The sequence below is a fragment of the Sphingomicrobium sp. genome, assembly GCA_036563485.1.
In the GTDB taxonomy this organism is placed as follows: domain Bacteria; phylum Pseudomonadota; class Alphaproteobacteria; order Sphingomonadales; family Sphingomonadaceae; genus Sphingomicrobium.
Genome location: DATCMI010000001.1, coordinates 1,133,392 through 1,151,409, shown reverse-complemented (window position 1 = coordinate 1,151,409; position 18,018 = coordinate 1,133,392). Strand labels below are relative to the sequence as shown.

Below are 18,018 nucleotides of genomic sequence, written 5' to 3'. Positions count from 1 at the left end.
AGGGAGCGGCCCGTGGCTTCGCAAACGCTGACCATCCGCCGTCCCGACGATTGGCACGTCCATTTGCGCGACGGCGACATGCTGCGGGCCGTTGCCCCGTACACGGCTCGCCAGTTCGGGCGTGCGATCGTGATGCCGAACCTGGTGCCGCCGGTGACGACGCCGGAGATGGCGGCGGCATATCGGAACCGGATCGTCGAAGCGGCCGGGCCCGGCTTCACGCCGTTGATGACCTGCTATCTGACCGACCAGACGAACCCGGACGACCTCGAACGCGGGTATCGCGACGGCGTCTGGGTCGCGGCCAAGCTCTATCCCGCCGGCGCGACGACGAATAGCGCGAGCGGCGTCACCGACATCCGCAACATCCACGCGGCGCTCGAGCGGATGCAGGACATCGGCATGGTGCTGTGCATCCACGGCGAAGTGACGGATCCCGAGGTGGACGTTTTCGACCGCGAGGCCGTATTCATCGACCGGATCCTGGGTCCGCTGGTCCGCGACTTCCCGGCGCTCAAGATCGTGCTTGAGCATATCACGACCGAGGAGGCCGCTTTGTTCGTGGAGCAAGCACCGGAGACGGTGGGTGCCACGGTTACCCCGCAACATCTGATCATCAACCGGAACGCTCTGTTCGCCGGCGGGCTGAGGCCCCACGCATACTGCCTTCCGGTCGCCAAGCGCGAGCGCCATCGGGCGGCGGTGCGGAAGGCAGCGACCTCGGGCTCGGCCAAATTCTTCCTCGGCACCGACAGCGCGCCGCATCCGCGGCATGCCAAGGAATCCGGCTGCGGATGCGCGGGCATCTTCAACGCGCCGTTTGCACTCGAAAGCTATGCGACCGTCTTCGAGGAGGAGAGTGCTCTTGACCATTTCGAGGCCTTTGCATCAATCAACGGGTCCCGTTTCTACGGCCTTCCGCTGAACGAGGGCAGCGTGACGCTCGAACGCGCCGACGTCGAGGTTCCAGGACGCATCGGGCATGACGGCATCGACCTGGTGCCGTTCCATGCCGGCGAGACGCTGCGCTGGAGGTTCGCCGGCTAGCAGCCGCCGCGGCCGGTCCCGGTGGCGCCGATCACCGATCCATAATGGTCCTGGAGCTGCTGGTAGCATTCACAGGCGCGGCGCTTGAGCCCCGCCCGGTCGGTGACCCGCAGGGTTCCACGGCCTGTTGCAATCAGGCCTTCGGAAGAAAGCTCCTTGATCACCGCGTTGACGGTCGTGCGCTGGACGCCGAGCAGCCCGGCGAGCGCTTCCTGCGTGAGCTCGATGCGGTCGCCGGCGCGGTCCTGGACATGGAGCAGCCAGCGCGCAGCACGGTCGGAAATCGAATGGAAGGCGTTGCAGGCGACGGCGGACATGACCGTCGAGAGCAGGTAATCGGAATAGCGGCAGAAGAGATTGGCGATGAAGCCGGAACGCCGCTTCGCATCCTCCAGCGCGTCCATCGGCACGCGGAAGGCCTTGCCGCCGATCAGCGCTTCGGCGCGTGAGAAGGCGGGCGCGGCGCCGCAGCTGACGATGCCGCCGACAGCCCCTTCGCTGCCGATCGACGTGACCTCGATCGAGCGGCCACGCGCCAGCTCGACGACCATCGAAATCATCGTCGACCCGATTGGGAACAGGCTCGAGCGGACATGCTCCCCGCGCTGGAGGATCAGCTCGCCCGGCTCGATATCGACGATCGTCGCGAAGGGTTCGATCAGCGCGCGCGCATCCCGCGGGAAGGTCGCCAGCAGGCGATTGCCCGCAAAGGCCTCGTCGGCCTGAATGAGTTCGTCGGTCGTGACCTGCGCCATGTCCATGTCCCCAGCGTCGGAAAAGGGGCGCGCATCCGCTGGGCCGAGCCCGCGCCCCATCAAACGGGTTCAATGCGCGGACAGCCGCTTGGCTCCATTACATGGTAACGGCGTCGACGATCTTCCTGCTTCCGACCAGGTGGCAGTCGGCAACCAGCCGCAGCGGCGCGACATCGACCAGGCTGCGCCGCTCGTCGATCAGGTCGAGGAAGGTGCGGTAGATGTCGGGATATTCGCCCGGCCCCTCGTCGCGGCTGGCCGCGCGATTGAGGGTCAGCTTGGCGCCGCCCTCTTCCAGCCGCACCGTGACGCCGTCCGTCGTCTCGATGGCAATCGTCCATTCCTCGTCCGCACTGCGCCGCCAGTCGAGACTGGCAGTCAGCGGCCCGTCCGCCTCAGGGCTGTAGAATGTGACATCGGCCGCGATCGGCGTCTGCGCATTTTCGGGGAAGCTCAGCTTCGCGGCACGCACGAACAGCTCGCCCGGGAACAGCTTGGTCGCGATCGAGAAGGCGTTGATGCCGGGATCGAACACGCCGAACCCGCCGGCATCCCAGATCCACTGCTGCCCGGGATGCCATTTGTGCACATCCTCGTGCCAATGGATCTCCATTCGGGCGATGCGCTTGCCGGCGAGGGCGCGCGCTGCCGCATCGACGGTCGAATGATGCTGCGCATGCCAGGTGGTGAAGAGCGTCACGCCGGCCGCCTCGGCGCGGCAGGCAAGGTCCGCAATCTCCGCAAGACCCGTCGTCGGCGGCTTTTCGAGCAGGCAGTGAAGCCCGGCAGCAATGCATTCGCGGGCGATGTCGTAGCGGGGGCCCGGCGGCGTGGTGATGGCGACCGCTTCGAGCCCCTCGACGTTGCGGATCAGTTCGCGCCAGTCGGTGAATTGCTGTCCGACCCCCTGGCCGCTGCGGCTGGAGCTTGCGACGAGGTCGAAGCGCGGCACGGTCGCGATCGACGGCACATGCTGGTCGGCCGCGATCTTGCCGTATCCGAGGATGGCGATGCGGATCGGCTTCATGCCTTCAGCCCCGCGACATAAGCGCGGGCCTTCTCGCGCGTTTCCTCCGCCGATTGCCCCGGCTTGTAGAGCCCGCCGCCGAGGCCGAAACCTGCAGCGCCCGCCTCCAGCCACGGAGCCATGGTATCGGGTTTCACGCCGCCTACCACGATCAGTGGAACGCCGCGCGGTATCACCGCGAGCTGCGCCTTGAGCACCGCGGGAGACGCAGCCTCCGCCGGAAACAGCTTCAGCGCGTGCGCGCCGGCGCGCAGTGCGGTGAACGCCTCGGACGGGGTGAAATAGCCGGGCGAGGAGACCAGCCCGGCTTCGGCGGCCGACGCGATCACCTCAGGGTTGGTATCGGGCGAGACGATGATCCGTCCTCCGGCATCGCGCACCCGCGCGACATCCGCCGTACTGAGCACGGTGCCCGCGCCGACCAGCATGTCCTCGCCCAAGGTCTTCGCCAGCTGCTCGATGCTCTTCAGCGGCTCGGGCGAATTGAGCGGCACTTCGACGATTCGGATGCCCGCTTCGAAGATCGCGGCGCCGATCCCCTCCGCTTCGCTCGGCGTTACGCCGCGGATGATCGCCACCAGCGGGCATTGGTCGAGCTGGCGGCGCAGCAGTTCCTTCGCGCTCACTTGCTGATCCTTTTCGCAATTTCGCGGATGCCGGCGAGGAAACATTCTTCGCCGTCGAGCTCGATCGCCTCGCGCCGCGCTTCGCGAACCGCGGCCGCGTAGAGGCGGGTCAGTTCCGGCCGACCCATGACCACGACTTGCGCGGACGTCGGGGTCATCAAACCGATCCGGACGTCGGTGCCGATGAGAAGGCCGCTGGCATAGGATGCCGCATCCTCTTTCCGGCCCTGCCCCAGCAGCACCCGTGCCCGGACCGTGAACAGCTCGGCGGGGAGCGTTTCGTTGAAGACCGCGTGGCGGGCAGCGGTGCGGAACACGTCATTGTCCTCGACCTCGCCTTGCAGCAGGTCGGAGAGGATGCTGTGCTCCTTGAGCAGGCTGAACAGCTCGCCCGTCATCACCGTGCGGAAGCTTTGCAGCCGGCTGCCGCGCAGCTGGGCCCATTTGTTGTGGGTGCCGGGGTGGCAGACCAGCGCGTCGGGGTCGACCAGGCCGCCGGCGACCGCGCCGAGCAGCTGCACTTCCTCGCCGCGCATCACGTCGGCGCGATCATCGCCTATGAAGGACACGCCGGGAACGACCGCTTCTCGCTCGCCCGCCCAGACCAGCCCCTTCACCAGCTCGTCGATCCCGGCCGGGCAGGCGACGTATGGCGCTTCCTTCCAGCCGCGGTTGGAGCCGATCATGCCGGCGAGAAGGAGTGGTAGGTCGCCGAGCCGCTCGCGGATCTCGGCGACGGCGTCAGGGAAGCCGCCCGAGGGCACCGACAGCACGCCCTTGCCGTCCTCGAACTCCGCCTCGCAGGCGCCGGAAGCGCCGATGCGATAGGCGCGGCGATTGGTCGTCCCCCAATCGGCCGCGATGAAACCGTCCGTCCAGCGCATGGTGCCGCTCATGACCATGACAACAACGAGTACGCAACCTTGCTCCTTCGCGGTTTTCTTTTTGTGGAGGCGGACTATCGCAGCGGCGATGGCAAACGACTCGACAGTTCAATGCGTCGCCGACGTTCATGCGATCCTCGGCGAAGGCCCGGTCTGGGTGGAGCGGGACCAGGCGCTTTACTGGGTCGACATCAAGGGCCGGAAGATCTTTCGCCTCAGCGACGACGGGGGGCTCGACAGCTGGGACACGCCGTTCCGCGTCGGATCGCTGGCCCCGCGCAGTGCCGGCGGCTTCATCGCCGGAACCGACGAAGGCATTGCCGAAATCGACATCGACGGACCGCGATTCGAGATCGTCCTGGAGCCCGAACGCCACTTGCCGGGCAACCGCTTCAATGACGGCAAGGTCGACCGCCATGGCAATTTCTGGGCCGGCACGATGGACGATTCGGAGACGCAAGCGATCGGCACCTTGTACCGCATCGGCGCCGACCGGGTCTGCTTGGCCGTGGACGACGGCTACAAGGTGACGAATGGCCCGGCGTTCAGCCCGTCGGGCGACTTGTTCTACCACAACGACAGCGCCCGGCAGGTAACTTATCGCTTCGCCGTGGATGCCGACGGCAGCGTTTCGGAGCGCGAAACATTCCTCCAGTTCAGCGAAGGCGACGGCTATCCGGACGGGATGACCGTCGATGCCGAAGGCTGCTTGTGGATCGCCTTCTGGGACGGCTGGTGCGTTCGCCGCTTCTCGCCGGCCGGAGAGCTTCTGGAGAAGATCGACGTGCCGGTCGCGCTTCCGACCAGCTGCGCTTTTGGCGGACCTGAGCTCGACCGGCTTTACATCACCTCGGCCAGCATCGGCCTCGACGCCGAGGCGCTCAAGATGCAACCAAACGCCGGGGGGTTGTTTATGGTGAGACCAGGGGTGAAGGGCACGCCCCAGGTACCCTTCGCGGGCTGACACGACGAGCGACGTTTAGGAGAGTTAGTCATCGCCAACTTCATGTTCGCGACGGGGATCGAGAACAGCTACCCCACGATCAATCACGGCAAGACGCGCGTCGACCAGATGGAGGCCGCCAACCATTACGAACGGTGGCGGGAGGATTTCGACTGCATCCAGGAAATCGGGATCAACTATCTCCGCTACGGACCGCCGTTCCACAAGACCTACCTTGCGCCCAACAAGTTCGACTGGGAATTCACCGACCTGACGATGGCGGAGCTCAAGCGCCGCGACATCACGCCCATCGTAGACCTGTGTCACTTCGGGGTCCCCGACTGGATCGGCAATTTTCAGAACCCCGACTTTCCGCAGCTGTTCGCCGCTTACGCCGGCGAATTCGCGGAGCGCTATCCGTGGGTGCAGCTGTACACGCCGATCAACGAGATGTTCATCTGCTCGGTCTTCTCGGCGAAATACGGCTGGTGGAACGAGCAGAAGAAGGACGACACAAGCTTCGTCACCGCGCTCAAGCATATCGTCAAAGCGAACGTCATGGGGATGATCGAAATACTCAAGCGCCGGCACGACGCCATCTTCATCCAGTCGGAATCATCGGAATATTATCACGCCGACTCACCGGCCGCGATTGGCCGTGCCGAAGTGCTGAACCAGATGCGCTTCTTGAGCCTCGACCTCAATTATGGCCGGCGGGTCGACAGCGGCATGTACCAGTACCTGCTCGACAACGGCATGACGCGCGAAGAATATGAGTGGTTCTTGAACCACCGGCTCAAGCAGCACTGCATCTTCGGCAACGATTATTACCAGCTCAACGAGCATCGCGTTTTCGCCGACGGCCACACGGTCGCCGCCGGCGAGACCTTCGGCTATGCCGAGATCACCCGCCAATATTACAACCGCTACCGCCTGCCGGTGATGCACACCGAAACAAACCTTTGGGAGGGTGCGCACGGCGACGAAGCGGTGAAGTGGCTGTGGAAGGAGTGGGCGAACGTGCTTCGGCTTCGCAACGTCGGAATCCCGACTGTCGGCTTCACCTGGTACAGCCTGATCGACCAGGTCGACTGGGACACCGCGCTTCGCGAGAAGAACGGCAATGTGAACCCGCTCGGGCTGTTCGACCTGGACCGCAAGATCCGCAACGTCGGCCGCGCGTACAAGCAGCTGATTGCCGACTGGCGCAACGTGCTGCCGGCCTCCAGCGTGTGCCTGGTCGTGCCGATCAAAAAGATCGGCGACTATTCGGCGATCGAGGACGATGGCGGAACCAACCGCGGCGGCCTCAGCCAAGCGGCGAAGAGGGCGGCGGAATAATGGCGCGTAAGATCGCTCGCATCGAAACCTTCCTCGTCCCGCCGCGCTGGCTGTTCGTCCGTGTCGAGGACGAGGACGGCGCCTTCGGCTGGGGCGAAGCGAGCCTGGAGGGCTGGGCCGAAGCCGTCGATGGCGTATTCGAGGCTTATCGCGACCGCTTCATCGGCGCCGATCCGTTCGCCATCGAGGACATCTGGCAGGTCGGCTATCGCGGCGGCTTCTACCGCGGCGGCGCGGTCATCATGTCGGCGCTCTCGGGCCTCGAACAGGCCTTGTGGGACCTCAAGGGCCGAGTGCTCGGGCTCCCGGCGTGGGAGATGCTGGGCGGCAAGGTCCGCAACAAGGTGCGCTCCTACGCCTGGATCGGCGGCGACCGGCCGGCCGATGTCGCCGACGCCGCGGACGTCCGCAAGCAACAGGGCTTCACCGCGATCAAGATGAACGCGACGGCCGAGATGGACTGGATCGGCACGCCCAAGGCGTTCGACGAAGTGGTGAAGCGGGTGGAAGCGGCACAGGCCATGGGCATGGATGTCGGCCTCGACTTCCATGGGCGAGTCCACCGGCCGATGGCGAAGCAGCTCGCCAAGGCGCTCGAGCCGCTCGGACTGCTGTTCATCGAAGAACCGCTGCTTTCGGAGAATCATGAAGGGCTGGCGCAGATCGCCAATTCGACGGCGACTCCGATCGCGCTTGGCGAGCGGCTCTACAGCCGTTGGGAGTTCAAGCCGTTCTTCGAGAGCGGTGCGGTCGACATCATCCAGCCGGACCTCAGCCATGCCGGCGGCATCCTGGAAGTGCGCAAGATCGCGGCGATGGCCGAGGCCTATGACGTCGCAGTCGCGCCGCACTGCCCGCTCGGGCCGCTCGCACTCGGGGCCTGCCTGCAGATCGCGGCCTGCACGCCGAACCACGCGATTCAAGAGATCAGCCTTGGCATCCACTACAACACCGGCGGGCACGACCTTCTGAACTTCTGCACCGACAAGTCGGTGCTGACGCCGGTCGACGGCTATCTGCCGGTACCGCAAGGCCCGGGCCTCGGCATCGAGATCGACGAAGCGGCGGTGCGGGAGGCCGACAAGGACCGCCACCGCTGGCGCAACCCGATCTTCCGCACCGAGGACGGAAGCTTCGCCGAGTGGTGAGCGGCTAAAAGCTTAGTGGCATTTGAAGCGTTCGAACGGCTCCAGACATGATGTGCAGCGCCACTGAGCCTTGCACGGCGTCGCGCCGAAGCGGCTGACCTCGACCGTATCGCCTGAACCGCACTGCGGGCATTCCGCGGTCGCTGAGGGACTTGGCGGGGCGATGCCGTACTTGTGCAAGCGCTCGCGTCCACGCTCGGTGATCCATTCGGTGCTCCAAGGCGGAAACAGCACCCGTTCGACAGCGACCTGGCGGTAGCCTGCCGCGTCGAGCGCTTCGCGGATCGATTGCTCGATGGCGACGGTCGCGGGGCAGCCGGTGTAGGTCGGGCTGATCCGCACACGCGGCGGATCGGCGGCAAAGCCGCGCACGATGCCGAGGTCGGTGATCGACAGCACCGGGATTTCGGGATCGGGCACGGTTTCGAGCACGGCCATGATCGCCGCCTCGTCGAGCATCATATCCACCCCGGCCATGGGGAACATATTACACCCGTTCGAGGGCGAGCGCGATTCCCTGGCCGACGCCGATGCACATGGTGGCGAGCGCGTAGCGGCCCCCGGTCCGCTCGAGTTCGAGCGCGGCGGTGCCCGCGAGGCGGGCCCCGGACATTCCGAGCGGGTGGCCCAGCGCGATTGCGCCGCCATTGGGGTTCACGCGGCGGTCGTCGTCGGCAAGGCCCAGCTTGCGCATCACGGCAAGGCCTTGCGCGGCAAAAGCCTCGTTCAATTCGATCACGTCGAAGTCGGCGATGGAGAGGCCGAGCCGCTTCATCAGCTTTTCCGACGCGGGCGCCGGGCCGATGCCCATGATCCGCGGCGACACGCCGGCGACGGCGGCGCCGAGAATGCGCGCCTTGGGCGTGAGGCCGTTGCGCTTGGCAGCCTCTTCCGATGCAATGACCAGCGCCGCCGCGCCGTCGTTCACGCCCGAGGCATTGCCCGCGGTCACGGTGCCGTCGGAGCGAACTATCGGCTTCAGCCTCGCCAGCGCTTCCATGCTGGTCGTCCGCGGATGCTCGTCCTTGTCGACGAGGAGCGGGTCGCCCTTGCGCTGCGGGATCTCGATGGGAACGATCTCAGACGCGAGGCGGCCGTTAGCTTGCGCAGCCGAAGCCTTGTCCTGGCTCCGCAGCGCGAACGCATCCTGGTCCTCGCGGCTGATGGCGAATTCCTGCGCCACATTCTCGCCAGTGCTCGGCATGGTGTCGTCGCCATAGGCCGACTTCATCTTCGGATTGACGAAGCGCCATCCGATGGTGGTGTCGTACATTTCGGCATTGCGGTCGAACGCGCTCGTCGCCTTGGCAACGACGAACGGCGCGCGGCTCATGCTTTCGCTGCCGCCGGCGATGATCAGGTCGGCCTCGCTGCCGCGGATCGTCCGGGCGGCCATTGCGACGGCGTCCAGGCCTGAGCCGCAGAGGCGGTTGAGCGTGACGCCGCCCGAGCTGTCGGGCAGGCCTGCGAGCAGGCCCGCCATCCGCGCGAGATTGCGGTTGTCTTCGCCGGCCTGGTTGGCGCAGCCGAAGATGACGTCGTCGAGGTCGGCCCAGTCGACGCCGGGATTGCGGTCGATGAGCGCCTTGATCGGGATCGCAGCAAGGTCGTCGGCGCGAACGCTGCTGAGGGCGCCGCCGTAGCGGCCGATCGGTGTGCGGATATAATCGCAGATGAAAGCTTCGGTCAGATCACACCTCGACGCATCTGGTCGAGCTCGATGCTTTCGAACAGCGCCTTGAAATTGCCTTCGCCGAAGCCCTCGTTGCCCTTGCGCTGGATGATCTCGAAGAAGATCGGGCCGATCACGTTCTGGGTGAAGATCTGCAGCAGCAGGCCCTGCCCTTCGGTCGGCGCGCCGTCCATCAGGATGCGGCGCTTTTCCAGCTCGGCGATGTCCTCGTCATGGCCCTGGATGCGCTGCGGCAGCATTTCGTAATAGGTGTCCGGCGTGTCCTGGAACGGAATGCCGCGCGCGCGGATGATGTCGACGCTCTGGTAGATGTCGGTCGTGCCGAGCGCGATGTGCTGGATGCCCTCGCCCTTATATTCGCGAAGGAATTCCTCGATCTGGCTCTTGTCGTCCTGGCTCTCGTTGAGCGGGATGCGGATCTTGCCGCAGGGCGAGGTCATGGCCTTGGAGAACAGGCCGGTCACCTTCCCTTCGATGTCGAAGTAGCGAATTTCGCGGAAGTTGAAGAGCCGCTCATAGAAATCGGCCCAGGTCGCCATGTTCCCACGGTTCACGTTGTGCGTGAGGTGGTCGATATAGGTGAGCTTGGAATCCGCTTCGGCCATCCGCTGCTGCCAGTCGGGATGGAAGTCGAAGTCGACCTCGTAGATCGAGCCCTTGTCGCCATAGCGGTCGATGAAGAAGAGGCGTGAGCCGCCGATGCCCTCGATCGCGGGAAGGTCGAGCTCGCCGTCGCCGCGGCTGACCTGAACGTTGGTCGCCCCGAGTTCGAGCGCTCGGCCGTGCGCGGCCTTTGCATCCTTGACCCGGAACGCCATCGCGCAGGCGCTCGGCCCGTGAGCCCTAGCATATTCCTCGGCATAGGAGCCGGGCTCGGCATTGATGATGAAGTTGCAATCGCCCTGCTTGTGGAGGGTGACGTTCTTCGTCTTGTGCCGAGCGACCTCGGGGAAGCCCATCTTGGTGAAGAGCGAGCGCAGAAGCTCGATATCGGGCGCGGTATATTCGACGAACTCGAAACCGTCGGTGCCCATCGGATTTTCGAGGCCGAGGGGACCTTTTTCAGCGACTGCCGTAGCCATAAGTGACTCCTTTTGGGCTCACCTGCTCCGAGCTTGCCGCCTTTTCAAGTCGGAGCGGCACGAGGGCCAATCTTCCAATCTTCGCTATGACGGCGGACGATTCGGCGGTTGCCCCGCATGAGCAAACGAATCGGGCCACGACCGGGGCTAGTCCCGAAGGGCCCGTGTAGGACAGGAGAATGTGGATGGAAGCGCCGGAAGGCTGGACGGTCGAAGATGGTGGCAAAGCGCTGGTGCGGACGTTCACCTTCAAGGACTTCGCTGAGGCCTTCGCCTTCCTGACCCGCGTGGCGATGCATGCGGAGAAGGTCGACCATCATCCGGAATTCACGAGTGTCTGGAACCGCGTTGATTTGCGGCTGACCAGCCATGACGCCGGCGGCGTCACGGATCGCGATGTGGCGCTGGCGGAGGCGATCGGCCGTCTGGCAGCACAGTCAGGGTTCAATAGCGAAGGTTGAAGCGCAAGGCGGCACCGAGGTCCTTGCTCATGGCGCGCACATGGCCGGGCTCGGTCCGAAGGAATGCGTTGGCCGCGATGGTCCCGCCGAACAGCGGCCTTCCATAAGTGAGTTCATAATCGAGCTCGCGCCCGGTCGGCGCGAGATTCAGGAAGCGGCGCGCATAGCCGACCTGGCCGGACGCATAATCATAGGTGACGGGCAGGTTGAGATCGAACCCGCCGCGACGGACGCGGAGCGGCTGGGTGAGGCGAAATGCGATCCTGTCACCGCGGGCGAACGTGCCGGTCCTGGTCACGTCCAACGCGAAAGCCGAAGTCGACAGCCGCCCGCCCGCGACCAATGCGTTGCTGGCGCCGATCGACGTCCAGCCGCGGCGGTAAGCGGCGCCGGCGGCCCAGCCCGAGCCAAGGTCGAGCGATGCCTCGCCATCGGCGAACCAGCTGGTCGACCCGGCGTTGGACAAGACGGAACCGAACCGGCCGCCGAGCACCGTCGCCTCCTCGGTCAGCCGTGCAGCGCCAAACCGAGTCTTGAGGACGCCGAACCTTCGGTCGGCGACGAGCGCGGTCGACCGGTATTGCGAATTGTCGAAGTCCCGTGCCGAGCGGTAGCTGCGCACCTCGCCCCTCTCCGTAGTCATCGTCAGCCCCAGCGGTCCGACGTCGTGGCGCACGCCGACCGTGGTGCCGACCCGGCCCCGGAAGCCGTTACCGGCAAGCGCATCTCCGGCGACCAAGAAGGGGTTCCCGCCATCGCCCGCCAGCCGTTGCTGCAGCGCCCGGCCCGTTTCGGAAAAGCCGAACGCAAATGCGGTGCGGGGCGACACTCGCGCGAGCGCGGTCGCGGCAATCGCGCGCGCGCTGGCCGCCTGACTGCCCGACAGCTGTAACTGCGCAAGCGGCGGCAGGCCTGACGCTTCCGTCGTAACGGACACCGCTAGCGGCCCCATCGCCGCCGAGCTGGTGTGAAAGCTGCCGCCAAGCGCGGCATGGAGGGGCCGGTCGAGCGCGCTCGGTGCAAGGGTGCGGCCCAGATCCATGCGAAACGCGCGCCTATAGCTGTCCAGGATTACCGTCCCCGGAAGCTCGCCCGACGCATCGCCCATGGCGGGCGACAGGGTGCCGTTGCTGATCAGGGACAGCGGCGCCGTCGACCCGGCCAGGGAGGTCGCGCCTTGAGGCGTGAAAGCCCCGGTCAGGTTCAGCTTGCCGCGACCGTAAACGGCGTCGGTGCCGGGAGTGCCCATGTCTGTCGCCGTCGACAGCAGCAGCTCGACGATCTGCTGGCCGGTCAGGTTCGGAAAGGCCTGAGCGAGAAGCGCGACGGCTCCCGCAATGGCCGGCGCGGACAAAGAGGTCCCCGATCCGCAACAGACGAAGGAACCGTCGCGGTCGTAGGTGGGGAGGCCGTCGCCCACTGCCGACAGATAAACATTGGCGCCGCTGCCGGCCTTGTTGCTGAAGGTAGCCCGCGCGGTCCCGCTGGCGTTGAGCGCACCGGCGATGATGACGGCGCCGTGCGCTTCTGGCTTGGTCGCGATGAGCGCCGATGCGAAAGGCTCCGGATCGCCGTTATTCGCGGCCGGAAGGATGACGACCACGCCGGCCGCCGTCGCCCGGGAGATCGCGTCAATGAGGACCGGTTCCAGATACAATGCCATCGACATGTTGATGACACGCGCGCCATTCGCGACCGCGATGTCATAGGCCTTCGCAAGGTCCGACTGGTTGAACTGGCAGGTGACCGATGAGGCGGTGCACGTGCCCGGCGTATCCGTCCTCAGCATCAGCAGCGTCGCATCGAAAGCGACTCCGTGCATTCCGCTATTGTCCCGCGACGCTCCGAGGATGGTGGCGACCGGCGTGCCATGGTGGTGTTCGCCATCAAGGCTGCGCGAAGCCACGACGTCGACGGACGCAGGATGGACGCGGCCCGCGAAGGCGGGGATGGTCGAGGCGAAACTGTCGTCGATGATCGCCGCCGTGACGCCTTTTCCGGTGGCGCCATTGTCATAGGCGACAATCGCGCTTGCGGCCGCCGCAGCCTTCGAATCCTGATATTCCTGCGTGTTGAACGCGCTGCCGGGAGGCGGGGGAGGTGGTGGTGGTTGCGGCGGCGGCGGCGCGGGCGGCGTCGGAATGGGCTGGACGCCTCCTCCTCCTCCGCCTCCGCCGCACGCGGCGAGGCCGATCGTTAGAACGCAAATTCCTGCGATACGAAGCAGACCGTACATCGTCGCGCGACCTCGCCCATCTACCCGCTTCCGACCGGAAGCAGCGAAAAGGCTATTCGATGCAGGCGACGAATGTGCCCAGACATCCGAACGAGTTCGCACAAGAGTTGTGCAAGAGGCCCCGAGAGCGCAACATATGTGAATGGATGAAATCGACCGCACTCTGCTCACCCTGCTGCAGGAAGACAGCAGCCGATCCGCCGATCGGCTCGGCCAGGAACTCGGCCTTTCGCGGTCAGCGGTCACTCGCCGTATCCAGAGCCTGAAGCGTGTGGGCGTCATTGCGAGGGAAGTCGCCGTTCTCGACGAGCGGTTCCTCGCCAAGCGGGTCACCGCTATCGTGAATATCCAATTCGACCGGCACCAACCGCAGGAAGCCGACCGATTCAGGCGGACGATCCGTACCTTTCCCGAAGTGCAGCTATTCGTCGAAATCAGCGGTGCGATGGACGCCCTCCTGATGGTCGCGGTTACCGACATGGAGCATTTCAACAGCTTCACGGACCGGCTCGCGAGCATGGCGATCGTGCGCCGTTACGAAACGAGCTTCATCAAGCGGATCGTCAAGTTCACGACCGCCGTGCCGCTAGCGTGAGCGGCTAATCAAACGGGGCATTTCAGCCGCCTTCGTTAACCACGACCGGCAAGCATTTGGCAGCGCGGGAGAGAGCAAAGTCGGGCAGGCCAGATGGCCAGGGTTAACAAGGAGTGGGGCCATGGTGCGGTTAACACGGATTTTCCGCTGCGTGCGCGGGGCGACCGCGATCGAATATGCGCTCGTCGCTTCGCTGATCGCGGTGGCCGCCGTTGGAGCGTTCCACACGCTCGGCAACAATCTCAACAACACTTATCAGAACGTCAGCAACAATCTGAAATGATCACCGCGCCGGCTCGCGGCCATTGAAGGTTCAGCTGCAGCGGGGCACAAAGGCCCGCAATGACGCGCACGTCCGCCTGCCGCAGCTACTATTATCCCGACGAGGTTGGGATCGGCTGACGCGCGCGTAAGCTTCAGACGACCAACCTCAGCCCGCCAGCGAAAGCTCGGCGGGTTTTTTGTTGCCCGACGGAAGGAATTGAGATGCTCCGGGAGAAGATCGACACGGCAAATCCGGCCGAGCACTGGCGCGACTATGTCGTTCCGCAATGCTGGGAAGCGTTCACGGGCGAAGACCATGCGGTCTGGGACCTGCTCTTCGCCCGGCAGGTGGAGCTGCTCGGCAGCCGCGTCGTTTCGCCATTCCTGCAGGGGATCGACCTCCTGCGCCTATCCCACCCAGGCGTCCCCGACCTCGAAGGGCTGAATGCCATCCTGCAGCCAAGGACCGGGTGGCGCACCGTTGCGGTGCCCGGTCTGGTGCCGGACGAAGCCTTCTTCGCCATGCTGTCGGAGCGTATCTTCCCGGTCGGCAACTTCATCCGCAAACGCGAGCAGCTCGACTATCTCGAGGCGCCGGACTGCTTTCACGACATGTTCGGCCACATCCCGATGCTTGCTCATCCGGGGTTCGCTGACATGGCCCGGCACATCGGCGAGCTTGGGCTGGCGGCGATCGCCGCCGGCGAGGGAGCGCGCGCCGCCCGGCTCTACTGGCACAGCGTCGAGTTCGGGCTCGGGCGCGAAGAGGGTTCGCTGAAGATCCTGGGCGCCGGGCTGGCGTCGAGCTTCGGCGAGGCGCATTTCAGCCTGGAGGACGAGATGGTGGAGCGGCTGCCCTTCAGCGCGTCGCGAGCCGTGCACACGGCCTACAAACATGACGCTTTCCAGCCGCGCTATTTGGTCTCGGAGTCGCTCGACGCGACGATCGCCGAGGTGATGGCGCTGGATGCCGAAGCGCTGCTCGCGCTGTAGTTCGAAGGGAGGGGTGTCGCGGCGGAGATTGGCTCCTATAGCCATGCGCGATGGCAGACCGGCCGAACGATCAGTCGCAGCGGGGCGAGTATCGCACCGGGCACGACCCGCGCACCCTGCGCGACGCGCTCGGCTGCTTCGCTACCGGCGTCACGGTCGTCACCTGCCTCAATGGCGAGGGTGAGCCGGCGGGGCTGACGGTCAACAGCTTCACGTCGGTGTCGCTGGACCCGCCGCTGCTGCTCGTGTGCCTTCACAAGCAGGCGCTGAGCGCCGCGGCCTTGATCGAGGCGGAGCAGTTCGCGATCAACGTGCTGCAGAACGAGCAGCAGCCCGCCTCCATCACCTTTTCGACGCGGGTGGAGGACAGGTTCGGCAAGACCCCGTGGTCGCGCGGCGAGAGCGGGGCCCCGATCCTCGAGGATTCGCTCTGCGTGTTCGAATGCGAACGCTATGCCGTCTACGACGGCGGCGACCACCACATCCTGGTCGGCCAGGTTGTGAAGGCGAGCTTCGATGCCGGTCTCGATCCGCTCCTATACTTCCGCGGGAAGTACCGCCGGCTGCACTTCGACTGAGAAGCCTAGAGGTCGACCACCAGCTCTTCGGGATGCTTGGTGAAGCGGCGGACGACCGCGACGATGATGCCGCCAACGATCAGGCCGGCAATGGCGCCGGCAATGGCGTGCACCAGCCACTCGGCGAGGCCGCCCAGGGCTCCGGCCGCTTCGCCCGCGCCATGCGCGAGGGATTCGACCGCATGGGTCAGCGGCTCGAGGACATGCATCTCCTCCAGCCCGTGCAGCAGGATGCCGCCGCCGACCCAAAGCATCGCCGCCGTACCGATGATGGCGAGCGCGCTGAGCATCTTGGGCACGACCTGCACCAGTGCGTTGCCGAAGGCGCGAGTGCCGGCGCCGCCGCGCTCGGCCATGTGAAGGCCGATGTCGTCGAGCTTCACGATCACCGCGACGACGCCGTAGACGCCGGCGGTGATGGCTAGCGCTACCGCGACCAGCGCGAAGGCGGTGGTGATGAGGCTGAGATGCTCGAGGCTGGCGAGCGCGATCGCCATGATCTCCGCCGAGAGGATGAAATCGGTGCGGATCGCGCCTTTCACCTGGAGCTTTTCGAGCTCGGCCGGGTCGGCCATGGCGTCGACCAATTCCTCCTCGTGATGATGCTCGTGAAGGAGCTTTTCGAGGATCTTTTCGGTGGCTTCGAAGGCGAGATAGGAGCCGCCGATCATCAGCAGCGGCGTCACGAGGAACGGCGCGAAAGCGGTGAGCAGCAGCGCCGCGGGAAGCAGGATCAGCAGCTTGTTGCGAAGCGAGCCGAGCGCGATCTTGCCGATGATCGGCAGCTCCCGCTCCGGCGCGAGGCCGGTGACGTAGCGAGGCGTGACCGCCGTGTCGTCGATGACGACGCCCGCCGCCTTGGTGCTGGCCTTGCCGGCCGCAGCGCCGACATCGTCGAGCGACGCGGCGGCAAGCTTGGCGATGGTGGCGACGTCGTCGAGGAGCGCGATCAGGCCTGAGGGCATGACTGTCGATTACCGGTCATTGCGAGGAGCGCAAGCGACGAAGCAATCCAGAAGCGCGGCTAGATTGCCGCGCGGCTTCGCCGCTCGCAATGACGGCAGGGTTTCGCTAGTGCCCCGCTCATGCTGGCACTGGATTTTGTGAAGGCGAACCGCGCCGCCGTTGAGCGCGCGATCCGCGATAAGAATGTCGATGTCGACCTCGACGAGGTGCTGAGCCTCGACGCCGAGGTCCGCGCGGCCAAGACCGAGATCGACCAGCTGCGTGCCGAGCGGAACGCCGTCAGCGCGAAGTTCAAGGACGCCTCGCCGCAGGAGAAAGCGGAGCTTGGGCGCAAGGCCAAGGAAGCGGGCACGAAGGCGTCGGCTCTGGAAGCGGAGATCGGCGACAAGGAAGCGGCGCTCAAGGCACTTCAGATGAAGCTGCCCGGGATCCCGTACGAAGGCGCGCCGGTCGGGCCGGACGAGAGCTTCAACGAGGTGATCCGCACCGTCGGCGAGCCGCCGAAGTTCGGCTTCGAGCCGCTCGACCATGTCGCGCTTATCGAGAAGAACGGCTGGGGCGATCTAAGCCGCGTCACGCAGGTCTCGGGTAGCCGGACCTATTGCCTGAAAGGCGCGCTGGCGCTGCTTGAGACCAAGCTGATGGGCTGGGCGCTGGAGCGGATCGGCAAGGCAGGCTTCACGCCGATCACCGTGCCCGCGATCGCGCGTGAACAGGCCTTCCTCAACCAGGGGCAGTTCCCCGGCCACCGCGAGGAGACATACGAGCTTCCCAACGACGATCTGTGGCTGGCGGGCACGGCCGAAGTGGTCCTGACCTCGCTCCATTCGGGCGAGATTATCGAGGCCGACAAGCTGCCGATCACTTATGCGGGCTATTCGCCCTGCTTCCGGCGGGAGGCGGGAAGCGCCGGCAAGGACGTGCGCGGGCTGCTGCGCGTCCACCAGTTCGTGAAGGTCGAGCAATATGTCGTCTGCGAAGCGGACGAGAGGCAGTCGGCCGAATGGCATGCGACTCTGCTGCGGCTGGCCGAGGAAATGCTGCAGGCGATGGAAATCCCGTACCAGGTGATCGAGACGTCGACCGGCGACATGGGCCTCGGGAAGTATCGGATGAACGATATCGAGAGCTGGGTCCCAAGCCTCGGCAAATATCGCGAGACCCACAGCTGCTCGACGCTTCACGACTGGCAGGCGCGGCGGGCGAACATTCGCTACCGGGGCGGCGACGGGAAGGTGCGGTTCGCGCACACGCTCAACAATACCGCGCTCGCCTCGCCTCGGATCCTCGTGCCGCTGCTGGAGAATCATCAGACGGAGGACGGCCGCGTGCGGCTGCCTGCAGCGCTGCAGGAACTGATGGGCGCCGAATACCTTTAG

At 65.6% G+C, this 18,018-nt stretch carries 19 protein-coding genes; 10 read left to right on the top strand and 9 right to left on the bottom strand.

From position 1 onward, the window contains the following. The first annotated feature begins 12 nt into the window (after window positions 1-12). Window positions 13-1,047 (top strand): dihydroorotase, encoded by a 1,035-nt coding sequence (gene pyrC, locus VIL42_06040; protein HEY8592410.1) that lies wholly within the window; start codon window positions 13-15, stop codon window positions 1,045-1,047. Here pyrC and VIL42_06035 read toward each other — a convergent pair. The 4 genes from VIL42_06035 to VIL42_06020 form a co-directional block, all read right to left on the bottom strand. Continuing rightward, window positions 1,044-1,802 (bottom strand): Crp/Fnr family transcriptional regulator, encoded by a 759-nt coding sequence (locus VIL42_06035; GenBank protein HEY8592409.1) that lies wholly within the window; start codon window positions 1,800-1,802, stop codon window positions 1,044-1,046. The genes pyrC and VIL42_06035 overlap by 4 nt on opposite strands. A gap of 97 nt (window positions 1,803-1,899) precedes the next feature. Beyond that, entirely contained in the window at window positions 1,900-2,829 is a 930-nt protein-coding gene (locus tag VIL42_06030; GenBank protein ID HEY8592408.1) for a Gfo/Idh/MocA family oxidoreductase, read from the bottom strand. Then, a complete protein-coding gene (locus VIL42_06025; GenBank protein HEY8592407.1) occupies window positions 2,826-3,455 on the bottom strand; it encodes a 2-dehydro-3-deoxy-6-phosphogalactonate aldolase in 630 nt (209 codons plus the stop codon). The genes VIL42_06030 and VIL42_06025 overlap by 4 nt, the downstream gene beginning before the upstream one ends. Then, window positions 3,452-4,339 carry a 2-dehydro-3-deoxygalactonokinase gene (locus tag VIL42_06020; GenBank protein HEY8592406.1) on the bottom strand — a complete coding sequence of 296 codons (888 nt, stop codon included), beginning with the start codon at window positions 4,337-4,339 and terminating at the stop codon, window positions 3,452-3,454. Before VIL42_06020 ends, VIL42_06025 begins: the two co-directional genes overlap by 4 nt. A gap of 88 nt (window positions 4,340-4,427) precedes the next feature. Between VIL42_06020 and VIL42_06015 the strand changes: the two genes are divergently transcribed. From VIL42_06015 to dgoD, 3 genes are read left to right on the top strand one after another with little or no spacing between them, the layout of a single operon-like run. Next, window positions 4,428-5,303, top strand: coding sequence for an SMP-30/gluconolactonase/LRE family protein (locus tag VIL42_06015; GenBank protein ID HEY8592405.1), 876 nt, complete (start codon window positions 4,428-4,430; stop codon window positions 5,301-5,303). Window positions 5,304-5,345: 42 nt separating this feature from the next. Continuing rightward, window positions 5,346-6,623 carry a family 1 glycosylhydrolase gene (locus tag VIL42_06010; protein ID HEY8592404.1) on the top strand — a complete coding sequence of 426 codons (1,278 nt, stop codon included), beginning with the start codon at window positions 5,346-5,348 and terminating at the stop codon, window positions 6,621-6,623. Beyond that, window positions 6,623-7,771 carry a galactonate dehydratase gene (gene dgoD, locus VIL42_06005; GenBank protein ID HEY8592403.1) on the top strand — a complete coding sequence of 383 codons (1,149 nt, stop codon included), beginning with the start codon at window positions 6,623-6,625 and terminating at the stop codon, window positions 7,769-7,771. Before VIL42_06010 ends, dgoD begins: the two co-directional genes overlap by 1 nt. Window positions 7,772-7,783: 12 nt before the next feature. Here dgoD and paaD read toward each other — a convergent pair whose 3' ends face one another. The 3 genes from paaD to hppD are packed head-to-tail and all read right to left on the bottom strand — an operon-like array spanning window position 7,784 to window position 10,546. After that, the gene (gene paaD / locus VIL42_06000; protein HEY8592402.1) at window positions 7,784-8,248 is read right to left on the bottom strand and encodes a 1,2-phenylacetyl-CoA epoxidase subunit PaaD; all 465 of its coding nucleotides are present in this window, start codon (window positions 8,246-8,248) and stop codon (window positions 7,784-7,786) included. A gap of 10 nt (window positions 8,249-8,258) precedes the next feature. Further along, window positions 8,259-9,461: a 3-oxoadipyl-CoA thiolase gene (gene pcaF, locus VIL42_05995; GenBank protein ID HEY8592401.1), complete on the bottom strand. Its 1,203-nt coding sequence runs from the start codon at window positions 9,459-9,461 to the stop codon at window positions 8,259-8,261. Continuing rightward, entirely contained in the window at window positions 9,458-10,546 is a 1,089-nt protein-coding gene (gene hppD, locus VIL42_05990; GenBank protein ID HEY8592400.1) for a 4-hydroxyphenylpyruvate dioxygenase, read from the bottom strand. Before hppD ends, pcaF begins: the two co-directional genes overlap by 4 nt. Window positions 10,547-10,731: 185 nt before the next feature. Here hppD and VIL42_05985 point away from each other — a divergent pair, with 185 nt between their 5' ends. Next, on the top strand, window positions 10,732-11,007 hold the full coding sequence (locus VIL42_05985; GenBank protein ID HEY8592399.1) for a 4a-hydroxytetrahydrobiopterin dehydratase: 276 nt from the start codon (window positions 10,732-10,734) through the stop codon (window positions 11,005-11,007). Here VIL42_05985 and VIL42_05980 read toward each other — a convergent pair. Then, the gene (locus VIL42_05980) at window positions 10,991-13,243 is read right to left on the bottom strand and encodes a S8 family peptidase (protein HEY8592398.1); all 2,253 of its coding nucleotides are present in this window, start codon (window positions 13,241-13,243) and stop codon (window positions 10,991-10,993) included. The genes VIL42_05985 and VIL42_05980 overlap by 17 nt on opposite strands. 142 nt (window positions 13,244-13,385) lie before the next feature. Between VIL42_05980 and VIL42_05975 the strand changes: the two genes are divergently transcribed. From VIL42_05975 to VIL42_05960, 4 genes are all read left to right on the top strand, one after another. Beyond that, window positions 13,386-13,838, top strand: a complete 453-nt coding sequence (locus VIL42_05975) for an Lrp/AsnC family transcriptional regulator (protein ID HEY8592397.1) — start codon at window positions 13,386-13,388, stop codon at window positions 13,836-13,838. Between the two features lie 121 nt (window positions 13,839-13,959). Continuing rightward, window positions 13,960-14,121: a Flp family type IVb pilin gene (locus tag VIL42_05970; protein HEY8592396.1), complete on the top strand. Its 162-nt coding sequence runs from the start codon at window positions 13,960-13,962 to the stop codon at window positions 14,119-14,121. A 203-nt stretch (window positions 14,122-14,324) separates the two neighbouring features. Beyond that, window positions 14,325-15,095, top strand: coding sequence for a phenylalanine 4-monooxygenase (locus tag VIL42_05965; GenBank protein ID HEY8592395.1), 771 nt, complete (start codon window positions 14,325-14,327; stop codon window positions 15,093-15,095). A 50-nt stretch (window positions 15,096-15,145) separates the two neighbouring features. Beyond that, window positions 15,146-15,673, top strand: a complete 528-nt coding sequence (locus VIL42_05960; GenBank protein ID HEY8592394.1) for a flavin reductase family protein — start codon at window positions 15,146-15,148, stop codon at window positions 15,671-15,673. A 5-nt stretch (window positions 15,674-15,678) separates the two neighbouring features. Here VIL42_05960 and VIL42_05955 read toward each other — a convergent pair whose 3' ends face one another. Then, on the bottom strand, window positions 15,679-16,638 hold the full coding sequence (locus VIL42_05955; GenBank protein ID HEY8592393.1) for a DUF808 domain-containing protein: 960 nt from the start codon (window positions 16,636-16,638) through the stop codon (window positions 15,679-15,681). A gap of 120 nt (window positions 16,639-16,758) precedes the next feature. On the opposite strand from VIL42_05955, the gene serS reads away from it, so the two are divergent. Further along, a complete protein-coding gene (gene serS / locus VIL42_05950; protein ID HEY8592392.1) occupies window positions 16,759-18,018 on the top strand; it encodes a serine--tRNA ligase in 1,260 nt (419 codons plus the stop codon).

Excerpts from the sequence above, each read along its gene's own strand:
- VIL42_06035 (HEY8592409.1), bottom strand. The coding sequence starts at position 1,802 with ATGGCGCAGGTCACGACCGACGAACTCATTCAGGCCGACGAGGCCTTT.
- hppD (HEY8592400.1), bottom strand. The coding sequence starts at position 10,546 with ATGGCTACGGCAGTCGCTGAAAAAGGTCCCCTCGGCCTCGAAAATCCG.
- VIL42_05970 (HEY8592396.1), top strand. The coding sequence starts at position 13,960 with ATGGTGCGGTTAACACGGATTTTCCGCTGCGTGCGCGGGGCGACCGCG.
- VIL42_06020 (HEY8592406.1), bottom strand. The coding sequence starts at position 4,339 with ATGCGCTGGACGGACGGTTTCATCGCGGCCGATTGGGGGACGACCAAT.
- VIL42_05955 (HEY8592393.1), bottom strand. The coding sequence starts at position 16,638 with ATGCCCTCAGGCCTGATCGCGCTCCTCGACGACGTCGCCACCATCGCC.
- VIL42_05980 (HEY8592398.1), bottom strand. The coding sequence starts at position 13,243 with ATGTACGGTCTGCTTCGTATCGCAGGAATTTGCGTTCTAACGATCGGC.
- dgoD (HEY8592403.1), top strand. The coding sequence starts at position 6,623 with ATGGCGCGTAAGATCGCTCGCATCGAAACCTTCCTCGTCCCGCCGCGC.
- VIL42_05965 (HEY8592395.1), top strand. The coding sequence starts at position 14,325 with ATGCTCCGGGAGAAGATCGACACGGCAAATCCGGCCGAGCACTGGCGC.
- VIL42_05960 (HEY8592394.1), top strand. The coding sequence starts at position 15,146 with ATGGCAGACCGGCCGAACGATCAGTCGCAGCGGGGCGAGTATCGCACC.
- VIL42_05975 (HEY8592397.1), top strand. The coding sequence starts at position 13,386 with ATGGATGAAATCGACCGCACTCTGCTCACCCTGCTGCAGGAAGACAGC.
- paaD (HEY8592402.1), bottom strand. The coding sequence starts at position 8,248 with ATGGCCGGGGTGGATATGATGCTCGACGAGGCGGCGATCATGGCCGTG.
- VIL42_06010 (HEY8592404.1), top strand. The coding sequence starts at position 5,346 with ATGTTCGCGACGGGGATCGAGAACAGCTACCCCACGATCAATCACGGC.
- VIL42_06030 (HEY8592408.1), bottom strand. The coding sequence starts at position 2,829 with ATGAAGCCGATCCGCATCGCCATCCTCGGATACGGCAAGATCGCGGCC.
- serS (HEY8592392.1), top strand. The coding sequence starts at position 16,759 with ATGCTGGCACTGGATTTTGTGAAGGCGAACCGCGCCGCCGTTGAGCGC.
- VIL42_06015 (HEY8592405.1), top strand. The coding sequence starts at position 4,428 with ATGGCAAACGACTCGACAGTTCAATGCGTCGCCGACGTTCATGCGATC.
- VIL42_05985 (HEY8592399.1), top strand. The coding sequence starts at position 10,732 with ATGGAAGCGCCGGAAGGCTGGACGGTCGAAGATGGTGGCAAAGCGCTG.